The 15,986-nt window shown below is 40.1% G+C and carries 15 protein-coding genes and 1 other annotated feature; of the genes, 9 read left to right on the top strand and 6 right to left on the bottom strand.

Annotated features, from left to right (window positions below):
• Positions 1 to 30: 30 nt before the first annotated feature.
• The 4 genes from cccB to MHB79_RS16170 all read left to right on the top strand — a co-directional run bounded on the left by cccB (position 31) and on the right by MHB79_RS16170 (position 3,693).
• On the top strand, positions 31 to 366 hold the full coding sequence (gene cccB, locus MHB79_RS16185; RefSeq protein WP_003212771.1) for a cytochrome c551: 336 nt from the start codon (positions 31 to 33) through the stop codon (positions 364 to 366).
• A gap of 380 nt (positions 367 to 746) precedes the next feature.
• Positions 747 to 1,433: a cell division ATP-binding protein FtsE gene (ftsE, locus tag MHB79_RS16180; RefSeq protein WP_003213646.1), complete on the top strand. Its 687-nt coding sequence runs from the start codon at positions 747 to 749 to the stop codon at positions 1,431 to 1,433.
• Positions 1,426 to 2,316 carry a permease-like cell division protein FtsX gene (gene ftsX, locus MHB79_RS16175; RefSeq protein ID WP_034620145.1) on the top strand — a complete coding sequence of 297 codons (891 nt, stop codon included), beginning with the start codon at positions 1,426 to 1,428 and terminating at the stop codon, positions 2,314 to 2,316. The genes ftsE and ftsX overlap by 8 nt, the downstream gene beginning before the upstream one ends.
• A 111-nt stretch (positions 2,317 to 2,427) precedes the next feature.
• The gene (locus MHB79_RS16170) at positions 2,428 to 3,693 is read left to right on the top strand and encodes a murein hydrolase activator EnvC family protein (RefSeq protein ID WP_226804176.1); all 1,266 of its coding nucleotides are present in this window, start codon (positions 2,428 to 2,430) and stop codon (positions 3,691 to 3,693) included.
• Positions 3,694 to 3,743: 50 nt separating this feature from the next.
• Here the strand turns inward: MHB79_RS16170 and MHB79_RS16165 are convergent, their stop codons facing one another.
• Positions 3,744 to 4,484, bottom strand: a complete 741-nt coding sequence (locus MHB79_RS16165) for a sulfite exporter TauE/SafE family protein (protein WP_003213751.1) — start codon at positions 4,482 to 4,484, stop codon at positions 3,744 to 3,746.
• A 153-nt stretch (positions 4,485 to 4,637) separates the two neighbouring features.
• Here MHB79_RS16165 and ctpB point away from each other — a divergent pair, with 153 nt between their 5' ends.
• The 3 genes from ctpB (at position 4,638) to MHB79_RS16150 (ending at position 8,040) form a co-directional block, all read left to right on the top strand.
• Positions 4,638 to 6,086 (top strand): carboxy-terminal processing protease CtpB, encoded by a 1,449-nt coding sequence (ctpB, locus tag MHB79_RS16160; RefSeq protein ID WP_212045582.1) that lies wholly within the window; start codon positions 4,638 to 4,640, stop codon positions 6,084 to 6,086.
• A gap of 344 nt (positions 6,087 to 6,430) precedes the next feature.
• Entirely contained in the window at positions 6,431 to 6,784 is a 354-nt protein-coding gene (locus MHB79_RS16155; RefSeq protein WP_007500014.1) for a swarming motility protein SwrAA, read from the top strand.
• A gap of 68 nt (positions 6,785 to 6,852) precedes the next feature.
• Positions 6,853 to 8,040 (top strand): PDZ domain-containing protein, encoded by a 1,188-nt coding sequence (locus tag MHB79_RS16150; protein ID WP_226804174.1) that lies wholly within the window; start codon positions 6,853 to 6,855, stop codon positions 8,038 to 8,040.
• A gap of 9 nt (positions 8,041 to 8,049) precedes the next feature.
• Here MHB79_RS16150 and MHB79_RS16145 read toward each other — a convergent pair whose 3' ends face one another.
• Positions 8,050 to 8,415: a winged helix-turn-helix transcriptional regulator gene (locus MHB79_RS16145; protein ID WP_050944318.1), complete on the bottom strand. Its 366-nt coding sequence runs from the start codon at positions 8,413 to 8,415 to the stop codon at positions 8,050 to 8,052.
• Between the two features lie 229 nt (positions 8,416 to 8,644).
• Here MHB79_RS16145 and MHB79_RS16140 point away from each other — a divergent pair, with 229 nt between their 5' ends.
• A complete protein-coding gene (locus tag MHB79_RS16140; protein ID WP_106032160.1) occupies positions 8,645 to 9,319 on the top strand; it encodes an NAD(P)H-dependent oxidoreductase in 675 nt (224 codons plus the stop codon).
• Positions 9,320 to 9,409: 90 nt separating this feature from the next.
• Positions 9,410 to 9,634 (top strand) — a binding site (T-box leader).
• A 75-nt stretch (positions 9,635 to 9,709) separates the two neighbouring features.
• The gene (locus MHB79_RS16135) at positions 9,710 to 11,059 is read left to right on the top strand and encodes an amino acid permease (RefSeq protein WP_003212968.1); all 1,350 of its coding nucleotides are present in this window, start codon (positions 9,710 to 9,712) and stop codon (positions 11,057 to 11,059) included.
• 211 nt (positions 11,060 to 11,270) lie between these two features.
• On the opposite strand, the gene MHB79_RS16130 is transcribed toward MHB79_RS16135, so the two are convergent.
• From MHB79_RS16130 to MHB79_RS16115, 4 genes are all read right to left on the bottom strand, one after another.
• Entirely contained in the window at positions 11,271 to 12,686 is a 1,416-nt protein-coding gene (locus MHB79_RS16130; RefSeq protein WP_106032161.1) for a HAMP domain-containing sensor histidine kinase, read from the bottom strand.
• Complete coding sequence (locus MHB79_RS16125) at positions 12,683 to 13,369, bottom strand: response regulator transcription factor (RefSeq protein WP_050944310.1); 687 nt, start codon at positions 13,367 to 13,369, stop codon at positions 12,683 to 12,685. Before MHB79_RS16125 ends, MHB79_RS16130 begins: the two co-directional genes overlap by 4 nt.
• Positions 13,366 to 14,349 (bottom strand): YncE family protein, encoded by a 984-nt coding sequence (locus MHB79_RS16120; RefSeq protein ID WP_335365207.1) that lies wholly within the window; start codon positions 14,347 to 14,349, stop codon positions 13,366 to 13,368. Before MHB79_RS16120 ends, MHB79_RS16125 begins: the two co-directional genes overlap by 4 nt.
• Before the next feature lie 276 nt (positions 14,350 to 14,625).
• Entirely contained in the window at positions 14,626 to 15,960 is a 1,335-nt protein-coding gene (locus MHB79_RS16115; protein WP_050944306.1) for an MFS transporter, read from the bottom strand.
• Positions 15,961 to 15,986 lie beyond the last annotated feature (26 nt).

Here is a 15,986-nt window from a genome sequence, read left to right as displayed (position 1 = left end):
TGACCAAATGATTGTAAGGGAGGGAAATTGATGCAAAAGAGCGGATTAATGATGCTGTTTGCAGCGATGATTCTTGTTCTTGCGGCTTGTGGAGGAAATTCAAGCAGCAGTGACAGTGACAAAGAAGGCAGCAAAAGTGCTTCAACTGTGAGCAGTGGTGAGGAAATTTATCAGCAAAACTGTATTGGCTGTCATGGGAAAGACCTATCTGGCGGAGGCGGACCAAGCCTGAAAGAAGTAGGAAAGAAATATAATGAAAGCCAAATTGCAGATATTGCACAGAATGGTAAAGGCTCTATGCCAAGCGGAATGGTAGATGAGAAGCAAGCAAAAGAAGTAGCAAAATGGCTTGCAGAGAAAAAATAAAACCTTTGTCTAATCGACAAGGTTTTTTTGTTTTTATATGTAGAAAAAGACTTTTGGATAGTATGAAAACGTATTATATTAAGTTTTATTTAAAAAATAAGGGTAAAAAGACATGTTTTTCGGTTTTAAATGTTGTTTTTACCTTTTAACGATAAGTTTTGAAATATAAATGTAATACCATTGCGTCGATTCATGACGTATAATTGGAGTTGTTGAAATTTAGACGATTCAATTTTTTCATCTTTTTGGATGAAAAGGACATAAATTGCTTGTACGTATCGAAGGGTATGTGCGTGACCATACATAACGTTTTTTGACGATAAGTGTCAAAACATCATGATAAGCTGTTAGTCAGCAATAAGAAAAGATTAGGTGATTACATGATTGAAATGAAGGAAGTCTACAAGATCTATTCTAACGGTGTAAAGGCGATCAATGGAATCAATGTCTCTATCCACCCAGGAGAGTTTGTGTATGTTGTTGGTCCCAGTGGTGCTGGTAAATCCACTTTCATCAAAATGATGTATCGTGAAGAGAAGCCAACCAAAGGGAAAATCTTAATTAATAGCAAAGATTTAGGCTCGATTAAGGAAAAAGAAATCCCTTACTTAAGAAGAGAAATTGGCGTAGTATTCCAAGATTTCAAACTGCTTCCAACCCTCACAGTGTTTGAGAACGTGGCATTTGCTCTTGAAGTCATTGGGGAACAGCCTCATATCATTAAGAAAAAAGTGCTGGATGTACTTGATTTGGTACAGCTCAAGCACAAAGCACGACAATTTCCTGACCAGCTGTCTGGCGGTGAGCAGCAGCGTGTATCTATCGCTCGTTCGATCGTGAATAGTCCTGAGGTAGTCATTGCAGACGAGCCGACAGGAAACCTTGATCCAGACACATCTTGGGAAATCATGAAGACACTCGAAGAGATTAATAACCGAGGAACAACAGTCGTCATGGCGACACATAACAAAGAGATTGTAAACAGCATGAAGAAACGCGTCATCGCAATCGAAGATGGAATGATTGTGCGTGACGAAGCAAGAGGGGAGTACGGCATTTATGATTAAAACTCTCTCGCGGCATTTACGTGAGAGCTTCCGTTCACTTGGAAGAAACACGTGGATGACATTTGCATCAATTAGTGCGGTCACTGTCACATTAATTTTAGTTGGGGTTTTTCTTGTGATTATGCTCAACTTGAACAACATGGCATCGAACGCTGAAAAAGAAGTAGAAGTAAAAGTGTTAATCGAATTAACGGCGAATCAAAAGCAGCAGGATGAATTAAAAGCAGAAATTGATAAGATTCCTGAAATCAGTGATGTCAAGTACTCATCTAAAGATGACGAACTAAAAGCGCTGATTAAAAGCTTTGGTGAAAATGGACAATCCATGGGACTTGTTGATCAAGAAAACCCATTAAACGATGCGTTTATTGTGAAAACATCAGATCCACACGATACACCAAAAGTAGCGAAGAAATTAGAAAACCTCAAAGGTACGTATAAAGTAACCTACGGAAAAGAAGAAGTCAGCCGACTCTTTAATGTGGTTGGAGTGGCGCGGAATGTAGGGATTGCGCTCATTATTGGGCTTTTATTTACAGCCATGTTCTTGATCTCTAATACGATCAAAATTACGATTTTTGCTAGACGTAAAGAAATCGAGATTATGAAGCTCGTAGGTGCAACGAACTGGTTTATCCGCTGGCCATTCTTCATTGAAGGATTACTGCTTGGTGTATTTGGTTCCATTATACCGATTGCTCTACTGCTTGGCACATATCAATATGCAGTGGGCTGGGTGGCACCGAGAGTACAAGGCTCATTTATTTCCATGCTTCCATATAACCCGTTTGTCTATCAAGTTTCACTGGTCCTTCTTTTGATCGGTGCAATCATTGGTGTATGGGGAAGCTTGACGTCCATCCGTAAATTCTTAAAAGTATAAATCTATTTTTGATGGCAGCACTCGAGAGTTTGATAGAAGGTGTGACCGGTTGAACCGATTCATCCGGTCGACTCTTCATGCAGGCAGTTGTCATAGGAGGGGAATATCGTTTTGAAAAGAAAGCTGATGATGGCTGGAATGGCAGCGTTTATTGGAACAACGTGGCTATATATTCCAGGGAACGAGAATCGTGCATTCGCATACGAAGACCTAGATCAAAAACGTCAACAAATCGAAGAGAAAACATCAAAGACTGAATCAACTTTGAAGAAAAAGAAATCAGAGCTGGCTAAGCTTGAAAAGAAAGAATCCAAGCTCAAAAAAGAAATTGAAAAGATTGACCACAAGGTAAGTGCTGCAACTGAAAAAGTCGCAGAAAAAGAAAAAGAAGTCAAACAAACGAAGCAAGAGATCAAGAAACTAAAAAAAGACATTCAAGTCATCAATGATCGAATTGAAAAAAGAAAAGCTATTTTCAAAGATCGAATTCGTTCGATGCAAAAAAGCGGCGGTACGATCAACTATTTAGATGTGCTGCTGGGTGCTCGCAGCTTTAGTGATTTTGTCGGTCGTGTTGGAGCTGTTACAACCATTGTTGAAGCAGACAAAGACATGATTACAGAACATGAAAATGATTTAAAGCTGGTGGAGCAAAAAGAAGCAGAGCTAAATAATCAGCTAAGTGGACTTGAAACAACTCTGAAAGAGCTAGAAGAGTTGAAAAAGGATTTGTCTAAACAGCAAAAAGAAAAAGAAAAAATCTTAGGGAATGTAACAGATAAAAAGAACCATGCCCATGATGAATTAGGCAAACTTGAAAATGAACAAGAAATTTTAGCGAACCAAAAAGCGGCTGTGAAGTCTGAGGAAGCACGCCGCCAAAAGGAAGAAGCAAAGAAAGCAGAACAAGCAGCTGCTGAAAAAAGTGCACCTACACCTCAAAGTGGCGGTTCAGATCAAGTATCTGATACACCAGCAAGCAGCTCAGGCTTTATTAAACCAGCTGCTGGCCGATTCTCATCTGGCTTTGGCGGACGTTCTGGCGGAAACCACTTCGGATTAGATATTGCAGCAAAAGGCACAGTATCTGTCGTCGCAGCTGCATCTGGAACAGTCACGAACTCAAGCTACTCATCGAGCTACGGGAATGTGATATTCATTACGCATAATATCAATGGACAGACCTATCAAACGGTATATGCCCACTTATCTACAAGAAGTGTGTCCACAGGGCAGAGAGTCGAGCAAGGACAATTCCTTGGATATATGGGTAATACAGGCCAGTCACATGGTCAGCATCTCCATTTTGAAATTCATAAAGGATTATGGAATGGCGCAAAATCAAATGCAGTCAATCCAGCGCAATATATTCGCTAATCAAAAAGCCGATAACATCATGTTATCGGCTTTTCTTATTCTAAATAAAATTAAAATAACAGCAGTAAACCGGCAATAATAGGTGTTAACAGTACAGCCGATTTCAATAAAAGCTTCGGTGCAAGGCGTGTAAATTTTGCGCCAATATATGCACCTAATACTGTTCCGATTAAAATTTGAATGAGCAAGATAAAATCAACATAGCCCTCTGTAATATATCCAATTCCACCACCGATGGAAATTGGAATAATGACAAGCATCGTCGTACCAACTGCCTGTCGAATGGAAAGCCTCAGTAAAATCAAAAGTCCTACTTGGATAAATGGTGCGGACCCGATACCAAACATACCTGATAGCAATCCGGATACAAGTCCTAAAATAATACCCCTTATGAGCAACTGACGTGAAGAAAGCGGCTGCTGCTCAGCTTCTTCCTTCAGAACAAATAATTTGATCATCATAAACACAGCGGATAAAAAGAGCATGCCAGCTGTTAAATAGTGCAGATTTCCTTCTGGAATAAAAGGAGCAATCTTAGCTCCTGCAAAGGAAGCCACACAAGCCAAAGCTCCGACAATCAAACCAGATTTCAGCTGAATATTCCCTTCCCTGTAGTGGCTGTATGCACCTGATAACGTCGTAAATGCCATTGCGGCTAAAGATGTCCCAAGTGCGGTATGGATAGGGATATCAAAAATTAACGTAAGCAATGCGATGACAAAACCAGCACCGCCTGCTCCTACAAATCCTAATAAAATTCCTAATAATAGCATCGTCAATATAATATACATAGCGAAGACTCCTTCTCGATCATAACAAAATAAAAATTACACCTAATAAAATAATTAGTCAAGCCTTCGCAGCAGAATGTCTTTACATGAAATCCCTTCTTCTGGCATATAATAACTCAGGTCATCAGGAAGAGTTGAAGAAGGAGGCCAAATATGAAAAAACAAATCGCATCTATTATGGCAAGTGTCGTTCTATTAATCAGTGCAGGGGTGATGACGCATAAAGAGGGAACTCATGCGGAGTCACCGCAAGCAGCTGCTGCAATGGCTGGACAAGCTCAATCAAGTGATAAGGCGAAAGAGAATGGGATGGAGAAAATTGAGAAAGCCTATGACCTTATTTCGAATGAATATGTAGAGGAAGTGGATCGCCAAAAGCTGCTTGAAGGCGCCATTCAAGGAATGCTTTCAACTTTAAATGATCCGTATTCAGTATACATGGACAAGCAAACCGCCAAGCAATTTTCTGATTCGCTTGATTCTTCTTTTGAGGGAATTGGGGCAGAAGTGGGGATGGATGAAGGAAAAATCATTATCGTCTCTGCCTTTAAAAAATCCCCTGCAGCAAAAGCAGGTCTAAAGCCGAAAGATGAAATCATCAGCATTGATGGTGAGTCGATGAAAGAAAAAAGCTTAAACGATGCTGTACTGAAAATAAGAGGGAAAAAAGGAACATCCGTCGCTCTGAAAATCAGACGAAATGGGATTGAAAAAGAGTTAACATTCCATATCAAACGAGAAGAAATCCCACTTGAAACCGTGACTTCCTCTGTGAAAGAGGTAAATGGTCATAAAACAGGCTATATCGCGATCTCAAGCTTTTCAGAAGATACTGCGAAGGATTTCACATCAAGCCTGAAACAGCTCGAGAAAAAGGGCATAGAAGGTCTTGTGCTTGATGTGAGAGGAAACCCTGGCGGCTATCTGCAAAGTGTAGAAGACATTTTGAAGCATTTTATTACAAAAGATCAGCCTTATATTCAAATTGCAGAACGGAACGGCGACAGGAAACGCTATTTTTCAAAGCGGAAAGAACAGAAGCCTTACCCAGTTAATGTCTTAATTGATAAAGGCAGTGCATCCGCTTCTGAAATACTCGCTGGTGCTATGAAAGAAGCCGGAAAATATGAAGTCGTCGGTGATGTCTCCTTTGGGAAAGGTACTGTGCAGCAGGCGGTTCCAATGGGTGACGGCAGTAACATTAAATTAACGCTGTATAAATGGCTCACGCCAAAAGGAAATTGGATTCACAAAAAAGGTGTCGTACCGACGATTGCGATTCATCAGCCAGATTACTTTACTGTAGGACCGCTTCAGCTGAAAGAACCACTTCAGCTTGATATGAACAATGAAGAAGTGAGACAAGCACAGACGCTATTAAAGGGCTTGTCATTCGACCCCGGCAGAGTAGACGGCTACTTTGATGAAGAAACGAAAAAGGCGGTATTAGCCTTCCAAAGCACATACAATCTCAACAAATCAGGTGTAATTGATCTGAAGACAGCGAAAATGATGAACAAAATGGTGGATGAAGTGAAATCCTATGAAAAAAATGATCTTCAACTGCAGACTGCACTAAAAGCACTATATCTTAAAAAATAAAGAGGCGAATAAATGCCTCTTTTTTTTGGTTCATAAGTGTCACAAACATGTAATAGTTTATTCTTAAAAATAAATTATATCGAGAAATATATTCATTTATTTTACAAAAAACATAACATTCCTTCGATTTTACCCGATAACATATTTATATAAGAGACTTTCTGTTGATTTAAACATGTCATGAAAATGAAACTTTTGAAAGTTGTATGTTACATAAATAATTCTTACAATATAAAGTAGCACTCATTTTAAATATTTTATTTTTTGCGGATATTCAGCTTGAGCATTAAGCTGTACCGAGGTTTGCGCTTTTCTTAAAAGAACTAGTAAATGGGGGTACACAATTGAAAAGGGCAAGTATTGTGAGAGAGAAAAAATATTACGAGTTGGTAGAGGAGCTTAAGAGTCGTACGAAAGATGTGACGTTTTCCGCTACAAAGGCATTAAGTCTGCTCATGCTGTTAAGCAGGTACTTGGTCAATTACACAACGGTAGAATCAGTCGACGAAATCGATGAAGACTGTGCTGAGATATACTTCAATTATTTAATGGATAATCATAAGAGACTTGGTATAAACTTAACCGACATCAAGAGGTCGATGCAGCTGCTCGGCGGCATACTAGATGTAGATGTCAATCACTACTTAAAAGATTTTTCACTGTCGAATGTCACACTTTGGATGAATCAGGAGAAATAAACCTGGTGTCAAGCATCGATTTATTTGATAGAATAAGAGAAAATGCTTGACTTGGGCGGTGAACGATAATGAGCTCGGAGTGGATGGGAGCTGGATTAAAAGCGGTCGGTCTGTTTTTAATCCACCCTCTTTTTTATTTCATGATATTAATCAGCCTGTTACATGGCTACATCCGCGTAAAGCGGGAGAGAAAAGCGTTTCAAACAAGAATAGAAGATGTATACGATGAACTTAAATTTACATATTCAAAGGGATGGATTCTAGGGATTTGCCTATCCGTCATTTCAGTAGGCTTAGGGATTGCCCTCCCGCCTGGATTCATCGTGCTGATTGCAGCGATGACCATTGTTTGCTCTTTATTCTTTAAGGCGAGTGCGCTTTCGTCTGCATACACACTCGGTTTCAGCTTTATTGCGGCACTTGGACTCATGTATTTCCAAGTGAGCCATTCATGGCTGCCGCAGCTCTCAATGATGAATACATCAGCCGTTGTTATTCTGCTAGGTCTTTTATTAATGACCGAGGGGATTCTAGCCTATCGAACGGCGCATTTACGAACATCGCCTGCAATGGTGATGAGTGCGAGAGGACTTTTGATTGGACAGCAGCGGGCAAACCGTCTGTGGCTTTTACCGCTTGTTTTGCTGATGCCGGCAGGCGAATTTACTTCTTCTCTGCCATGGTGGCCGGTGCTTCAAGTACACGATCAAAGCTTTTCATTTATTTTGATTCCATACATCATCGGTTTCGGGCAGCGGATTCAAGGATCGCTGCCAATTGTCAGCATTCAAATTACGGCACGGCGTATTCTCATGCTTGGACTCGCTGTTGCTTTACTAGGTGCTGCAAGTATTTGGTTTACGCCGATTGCATGGGCAGCTGTATTGATAGCGATTGCCGGAAGAGCTTTCCTTTCATGGAAACAGAGAGTCAACGACAATGCAGCTCCATTCTACTTCTCTAAGCGTAATCAAGGGCTAATGGTGCTGGGAATCATTCCGAATACACCTGCAGCTGATTTAAAGCTTGAGATCGGAGAAGTCATTACAAAGGTGAATGGAATTGAAGTCAAAACCGTTTCGGAATTTTACGAAGCCCTTCAAACCAATCGTGCTCTGACAAAGCTTGAGATCATTGGCTTGAATGGTCAGACAAGGTTTGAGAAACGCGCTTCTTACGAAGGGGAGCATCATCAGCTTGGCATCCTGTTTGTGAAGGATGATCCACAGCAAGAATCAACGGCGATTTCATCATAAAAAAAGCTGCTAGAGATGGCAGCTTTTTTCTTTTGGACGCGCTTCTTTTCCATAGGATTCGCCCCATTCACGCATAGCGAAGATGATAGGCTTTAACGTATCTCCTAAAGAAGTGAGTGAATATTCGACACGAGGAGGGACCTCCTCATAGACTTCTCTGTGAACAACGCCGTCTTGTTCTAGCTCGCGCAATTGCAGCGTAAGAACACGCTGAGAAATCCTTGGCAGAAGCCGGCGTAATTCGTTGTATCGTTTTGGACCGCAAGTCAAATGATAAAGGATCACTCCTTTCCATTTTCCTCCTATTACACTCGTTGTGGTGGAAACGGGACAGCCATGATTGACAATACTGACTGGATTGGATGGTGCACTCATCTTTACACTCCTTTCTAAGGCGAAATGGGTGATAAACGAACATGATTGTACCTAACGAACAAAAATGTGCGTACTTGAATCAAAGGAAGTTTTTCTTTTACCATAGAGGTATCACATCACACATTCGGGTTGTTTGTTTTCTTATCATAACAATTTCTATATGGGAATGGAAAGAAATTGGATTGGTGAAACTTCACACCCTAATCGTTCACTAGAAAGGATGAATACCATGCGAGACAAAGAGCAATTAAAAAAAGAAATCATTGAGGCGTATGAATTCCGTCATGCGACAAAAGAGTTTGACCCGGCGAAAAAGATTCCAGAAGATGACTTTGCGTTCATTTTAGAGACAGGAAGACTTTCGCCAAGCTCTGTCGGATTTGAGCCTTGGAAGTTCCTCGTCGTTCAAAATGAAGCATTTAGAGAGAAATTAAAAGAATATACATGGGGTGCGCAAAAGCAGCTTCCAACTGCCAGCCATTTTGTGATCATTTTGGCAAGAACAGACGCCCGGTACGATTCAGCATATGCAGAATACATCAACAAGGAAATCAAAGGAATGACAGACGAAACGTTTGAGATGGTAAAAGAACGCTACAAACAATTCCAAGAGAATGATCTTCATTTGATGGAAACTAACCGCACGCTCTTCGATTGGGCTTCCAAACAAACGTATATTGCCCTTGGAAATATGATGACAGCCGCAGCACAAATCGGCATCGATTCATGCCCTGTTGAGGGATTCAGCTACGATGAAATTCATCGTATGCTTGAGGAAGAAGGATTACTTGAAGATGGTCAGTACGACATCTCTGTCATGGCTGCCTTTGGGTATCGAGTCATTGAGCCAAAGCGCGGCAAAACGCGTCGTCCAATGGATGAAGTAGCCATTTGGATTCGTTAAAAGAAAATGTCTGAAAAAGGCTGTTGACAATTGTGTGGTTAGTCAGTATATTTAAAAAATAAAATCTTTGATAAATAGACAAATTGACTATAAAACGCTTTGACTTGAGAATAGTAAATGAATATCCGTTTTCTAAGAGAGCTGCGGGTTGGTGCAACGCAGTAAAACGAATCATTGAACTCGCTCAAGGAGCGGCAAGACTGAATGAATAGTAAGTCTTTACGTGTGACCTCCGTTATCGGGTTTCAAGTTGGATTCAGCTATGTCTGAGTCAATAAGAGTGGTAACGCGGTTGCAAGGTCAGTCGTCTCTTCAAGGAGATGACTGGCCTTTTTATATGCTTTTATCTTATATTTGTCTGAAGATTCAAATTTAAAGGAGCTATAGAAAATGGAAAAGGAACATGTGCAATTAAAACGAACAATGACGTCAAGGCATATCATGATGCTCGCACTTGGCGGTGCCATCGGTGCTGGTCTGTTTAAAGGAAGCAGTTCTGCCATTGATATCGCGGGTCCTGCTGTCATTTTGGCATATATGATTGGTGGTCTTATTTTATTATTTATTATGCAAGGACTTGCCGAAATGACAGTTGCACGACCTGGCGCTAGAACATTCCGTGATTTAATTGAACCTGTGTTAGGCAAATACCCCGCCTATTTCTTAGACTGGATCTATTGGAAAATGTGGGTGTTGAACATTGCAGCAGAAGCGATCGTGTCTGCAATCTTTATTCAGTACTGGTTCCCACAAGTACCGATTTGGACACTTGTGTTAATCATTTCACTTGTTGTGACATTGATCAATGTTTGTTCAGTCAAAATGTTTGCTGAAACAGAGTACTGGTTAGCTTCTATTAAAATTGCTGTCATTCTTTTATTTATTATCATTGGGTTAACGATGCTGTTTGTCTCATTCGGACAGCATGCAGCACCGGGATTATCCAACTTAACCGAACACGGAGGATTTTTTCCGAATGGAACAGGCGGCTTAATTGCGGCAATGCTGGTGGTCGTGTATTCATATGGCGGAACTGAAATGATTGGGGTTACATTAGCAGAAACGAAAAACCCTGAAAAAGTCATCCCAAAAGCCATTCAAAGTACATTTGTACGAATCATCGGTTTTTATGTACTTCCGTTCTTCATCATCGTCAGCTTAATTCCTTGGAATCAAGTAAACAATGAACAAGTGAGCCCATTCGTCACGGTGTTTGCAACGATTGGTGTGCCATATGCAAGTGATATCATGAACGGGATTATTCTATTAGCAATCTTGTCTTCTATGAACTCTGGTCTGTATGCTTCTTCAAGGGTACTATTTACACAGGCAATGGATGGCCGTATATGGAAGGGCTTTTCGAAGCTGTCGAAACAGCAGGTGCCAGTCAGAGCGATTCTAGTATGTACATCTACTTTGTATGCAGCCGTATTAATCTCTCTTTTTGTAGGAAGTCAAACCTTTAATTATTTAATGGGATCTTTAAGCTACACGGTCTTATTCATCTGGTTTATTATTGCTGTCGGGCATCTAAAGTCTCGAAGCGTAGCAGCACCAGGAGGATATCGCGTCAAGCTGTATCCTTTCACAACATGGTTTTCTGTCATTGCGATCATTGCCATTTTTATCGGTGTTGTATCAACAACTCCGATTGTCCAAACCTTGGTTACAATGGGTATCTATCTCATCATTACGCTTTCTTTCTTCATCAATAGAAAGCGGTTTGAAACAGCTGTTTAATTTAAAAGCGTGCAGGACTCTTGAAGAAGGTCTCGCACGCTTTTTTAATGTAGTTTTATTGTTTGAACGAAAGCAATCGACTATCCTTTTGAAAGGAATTGATGCATAAAAGTAGATGATCAAAAAGATGCCGAAAATAGCTGTTCAAATTTAGGCGACTGATGCGTATATTTGGATTAAACGAATGACCTTACCTAAAAAATCTAATTGGTTATATCGTTGGCAGGTTTTCAACGACTGGAGTATTTGGCAGCTGGATGATGGCTGTCGTACCGCATCCTGGCTCAGATTGAATATCGAACGTGCCATGATGTTTTTTCATGATTTGATAGACAATAGCTAGTCCAAGACCTGAGCCGCCATCTTTTCTCGTACGTGCCTTATTTACTCGGTAAAATCGCTCAGAAACATGTGGAAGGTCTTCTTTTGGAATGCCGTTGCCCTCATCTGTCACTCTCAATTCAGCTTTATGTTGGTGAACTAGTAATTCAATCGAGACCGATTTTCCAGAGGGAGTGTAATGAATGGCATTGTCCAGTAAATTACGAACCACTTGTTGCAGCCGATCGCTATCGCCATACACAATACAATCCTCATCAAGTGTCCGTTTCAGATAAATGCCCTTTTGATTAGCGATAAATGCCATTTGATCAAGAACGTCATGAATCAGCTGAGCAAAGACGATTGGCTCCATCGTTAGTGGATAAGAATCTCCTTCTAGCTGCGCAAGGTCTAAAAGATCATGCACAAGTCGGCTTAAACGTGCGGCCTCATCCTGGATGATGTGCATTCCTTTTTTTTGATCAATGATCCCTTCTTCAATACCTTCAGCATATCCTTTCATATAACTTAGCGGAGTCCGAAGTTCGTGGGAGACATTCGCAAGAAATTCCCTGCGGTGCTGCTCAACTTTTTCAAGGGTAGAAGACAGTTTGTTAAAAGAGCGGCTCAGCTGGTTTAATTCATCTCCGTTTTTGGTCACAGCCATCCGTTTTGAAAAATCGCCAGATTCCATTTCCATCGCAATTTCTTTCATTTGATTAATTGTCCGAACGACTTTATTGGAGCTCTTATATCCGATAAAGAAAATCAGGAGCAGAATTAACAAAATGGATATGCCAAGTGTCAATCTGATTTGGACAAAGGGTTCATATACATCCGATAAGGGCATGGATAGAAAAATTGTCCCTGATAGCTCATCTTTGCTTGAGAAAACAGGGATGGCGATGCCAAGAATATCTTGATGAAACTGTGAGTGTTCTCTAATCAACACGACGGTTTCCCCCTGAAGGAGCTTTTGGCGTTCCTTGAACGTAATGAGGTTATCATTTGTGTTCGTATCAAAAGGAAGACCACTTGAAAGCTCCATTGGGTCATCTGTAAAAATAATGTTCGCCTGACTCGAGTCGTTAGCCCATTTTACTCTATCGGTAAAATACGTATCTTTCCCGTGTTGATGATAAATTTGTGCCAGCTTTTTACCTTGTAAACTTAAGGAATCAATCTGCTTATCAACATACAAGTGCTGGTATAAGTAATAGGTGAGGGCAAGAGCTGAGGCAGCAACGATTCCGGTCACTACAAGGATTAAGAAGAGCACTTTCTTTTTAATCGATAAAGGCTTCATTCTTCCTCCTCAAACTTATAGCCGACACCCCAAACGGTTTTTATATGCCGTTCCGCTCCCTTTAATTTCAGTCTCAGCGTTTTGATATGTGTATCGACTGTTCGTAAAGAGCCGCTCGTAGAATGTGATTCCCACAATTTTTGATAGAGCTGTTCTCGTGAAAACACTTGGCCTTGATTGAGTAAAAGAAACATGAGCAAATCGAATTCTCTTCTAGTTAAATTGATGGGCTCCTGATGGATATAGACTTGTCTACCATCCTGATCAATCTCCATGTCACCAAACTGTATGCGGCTGCGCTTTAGCGAAAGACCTCTAATTCGTCTCAAAGTTGTTTCAATTCTTGCTGCAAGCTCACGTAGACTGAAAGGCTTCATGATGTAGTCATCAGCACCAATTTCTAGGCCTCTAATTCGATCCTCCTCATAACTTCTAGCTGTTAAGAATAAGATGGGGATTTGAGATGTTTGCCTGATACGCTGGCAGACTTCAAATCCATCCATATCAGGCATCATGATATCTAGTACTACAAGGTCAACGGGTTCCTTTTCAAGCTGACGTAAGGCATCCATTCCATTACTAGCTGTGATGATGTGAAAGCCTTGTCTTTTTAAGAAGGATCCGATTAACTCAAGCATATCGAACTCATCGTCTACAATTAAAATATGCATTTGTTCTTTCATTTCTTTTCCTCCAACACGATAGCATAAGGTCCTGATGGGACATTCAGTCGATTTTTCATCATGAATGTATGTTTATCGATAATTGATACTGAATTGTCATCTAAGTTACTCACATATATTGATGTGGTATCAGCGGTGATATAATTCGGATTTTGACCAGTTTCAACAGAAGCAAGCTGCTTATTCTTCTCTGTATCTACTTTGTATAGCATATGATCTCCATGACAAAGTACATATAAAGTAGAAGAATTTTTCTCTGAAAAGAATGCAACAGGCATAACGCCTAGTTTTATTTCTCGCTGCTTTTTACCTGTTTGAGGGTCGTAAGCAAAAATGCTCTTATTTAAGGTGCCTGGTTTTCCGTGACCACCGATCCAAATGGACTGTCCATCAAAATGAATACCAGATGGTCGTTCAAGTACAGAGAACGTACGTATATGTTTTTCCTTCTCAATATCTATAACAGAGACAGTATGACTTTCTGCATTTAAAACAAATAAAGTACCTGACGGAGAAAGTGTCATAGAAGAAGGTAACTTTCCGGTCTTCACAGTTGCTTTTATTTTTTTACGCTGCGTATCAATAAAATAAACGACATTTTTCTGCGAATCTGCTGCAATTAAGGTGTGAGAAGCTGCATCATATGTAAGCGAAGTCAGCCCTTTATTCACATCCATATAATCTGTTGCTGTACCTTTTTTTAAATTAATTTCGATAAGCGATTCTCCTTCTTTACTAGTTGCGATGATGACGTCTTTGTTGATTTGGATAAGATCAGTGAGCGGATGTTTTAAATCAACGGAAGAGATCATTTTATTCTTTTGTAAATCAACTATTGAAAAGGAGGCTTTTTTTAATTGAGAGATGACCGCGATCGATTGAGAGCTGCCAGGTGGAGTAAATTGCTGGTCTTTTCCACAGCCTGACAGGAATAACAATAGAGCTGATAAATAGATCACAACATATTTTACACGTTCCATTCTTCCGCTCCTTTGCGTCCTCTATTTTCAAAAAGCATACCACAAAAATTGTGAAAAAAAATCGAAGTTATCAATGCTGAAAGAGTTGAAAAACAGATTTTAGGTGGATGAATGAGGACAATTCGATTTAAAGTTCCTTTTTTGTCTAGTCATGTGGCATTTTTTCATCTTTAAAAAAGGATTTTCAATATTTGATTCCTGTGCCAGCTATAGCTTACAGTGATAAAAATAATGAAAACTCCCCCGCTCTAAATCGCCATAGAGCGCAGGGAGTGATTAGGCAGAATGCCCAGATGATGGAGAGGTAGATTTCGTTTTGACGCGTTGGGATAAAAGGAAGCCAAGGATTCCTGCGCCCATTAATACAATAAATAAAGATTGGAAACCACTCATGATACCAATCAATGTCGACGAAATGATACTGCCAAAATATCGAAAGGTTGAGAAAATACCAGATGCCGAACCAGATAAGCTTTGATCAACAGCTGTTAAAGAAGCCATCTGCATACTGGTCATACCAATCCCTGATGAAATTCCACCTGCGACTAGTGTCACGATAAGCAGTGGTAAGGTTGGGTACTGACTCAGTGTAATTAACATGATGCCTGATAAAGTAAGGCAGAGAAATGAAAAGCGAATCATTTTTTTCGCGCCTTTTTTTGGATGGAGTCTTGCGCCTAATAAACCGCTAAGAGACATACAAAGAGAAAATATCGATAGAATCATACCGCTTTGTGTATGAGAAAGCGCAAGTTGTTGTTCCATAAACAGCGGCATAATGAGAAGGATGGCATACATCACAAAATTACTTAGCATGATCGACAGATTCGCATTTGTAAATGAACTGTTTTTAAATAGGGATAAATCGATAATTGGATTCTTTACTTTCCGTACATGTTTAAAGAATAAAGGAATGACAATCAATGCTAGAATGCCATAAATTAAATATTCATTTAGTAGCTGGCTTTTTGAGCATAGAATGATTGTGGCAATGCCTATGGTTAAATACAATGAACCGATCATATCTACCCTTGCATGTATGCGTGTATGCTTTATGTTTGGAATGAGCAAGACGCCGGTGACTAGTGTAAGAAACAGAAATGGAATATTTACTAAGAATATGGAATGCCAATCAAAACTCTGAATGAGAATCGATCCAATAAATGGCCCAAGTGCGGCACCAATACCAGCACCAAATCCAAAGTAACCCATTGTTTTAGATAGCTTTTCGGGTGAGACTGTTGCACGAATCAAAGCAATGCTATTCGGTGTTAAAATAGCCCCGCCAGCTGCTTGAATGGAGCGAAAGATGATGAGAAATGCTAGATTAGGTGCTAAAGCACAGCCAATCGAGCCGATTAAAAAGAGTGTCACTCCGGTTAAATACATGCGGCGGTGTCCATATATATCTCCTAACTTACCAGCGATAGGCTGTGTGACCGCCATGACAATAAGATAAATCGTGACAACCCAAGTAATGTTTGAAATGGATTGATCATAATAAGTTGATATGGATGATAAAGCGACTGCGATCATCGTTGAGTTGACCGGAACTAGTATAGCTCCAAGTAACAAAGAATAGATGATCAAATTCTCTTTTTGCAATTTCAATGTGTATACCACCTTTTGTAAAAAAG

The sequence above is a fragment of the Bacillus sp. FSL M7-0558 genome (assembly GCF_038003245.1).
GTDB lineage: Bacteria > Bacillota > Bacilli > Bacillales > Bacillaceae > Bacillus > Bacillus pumilus.
The sequence above is the reverse complement of the archived record's forward strand: the minus strand, read 5'-3'. Positions and strand labels throughout refer to the sequence as shown.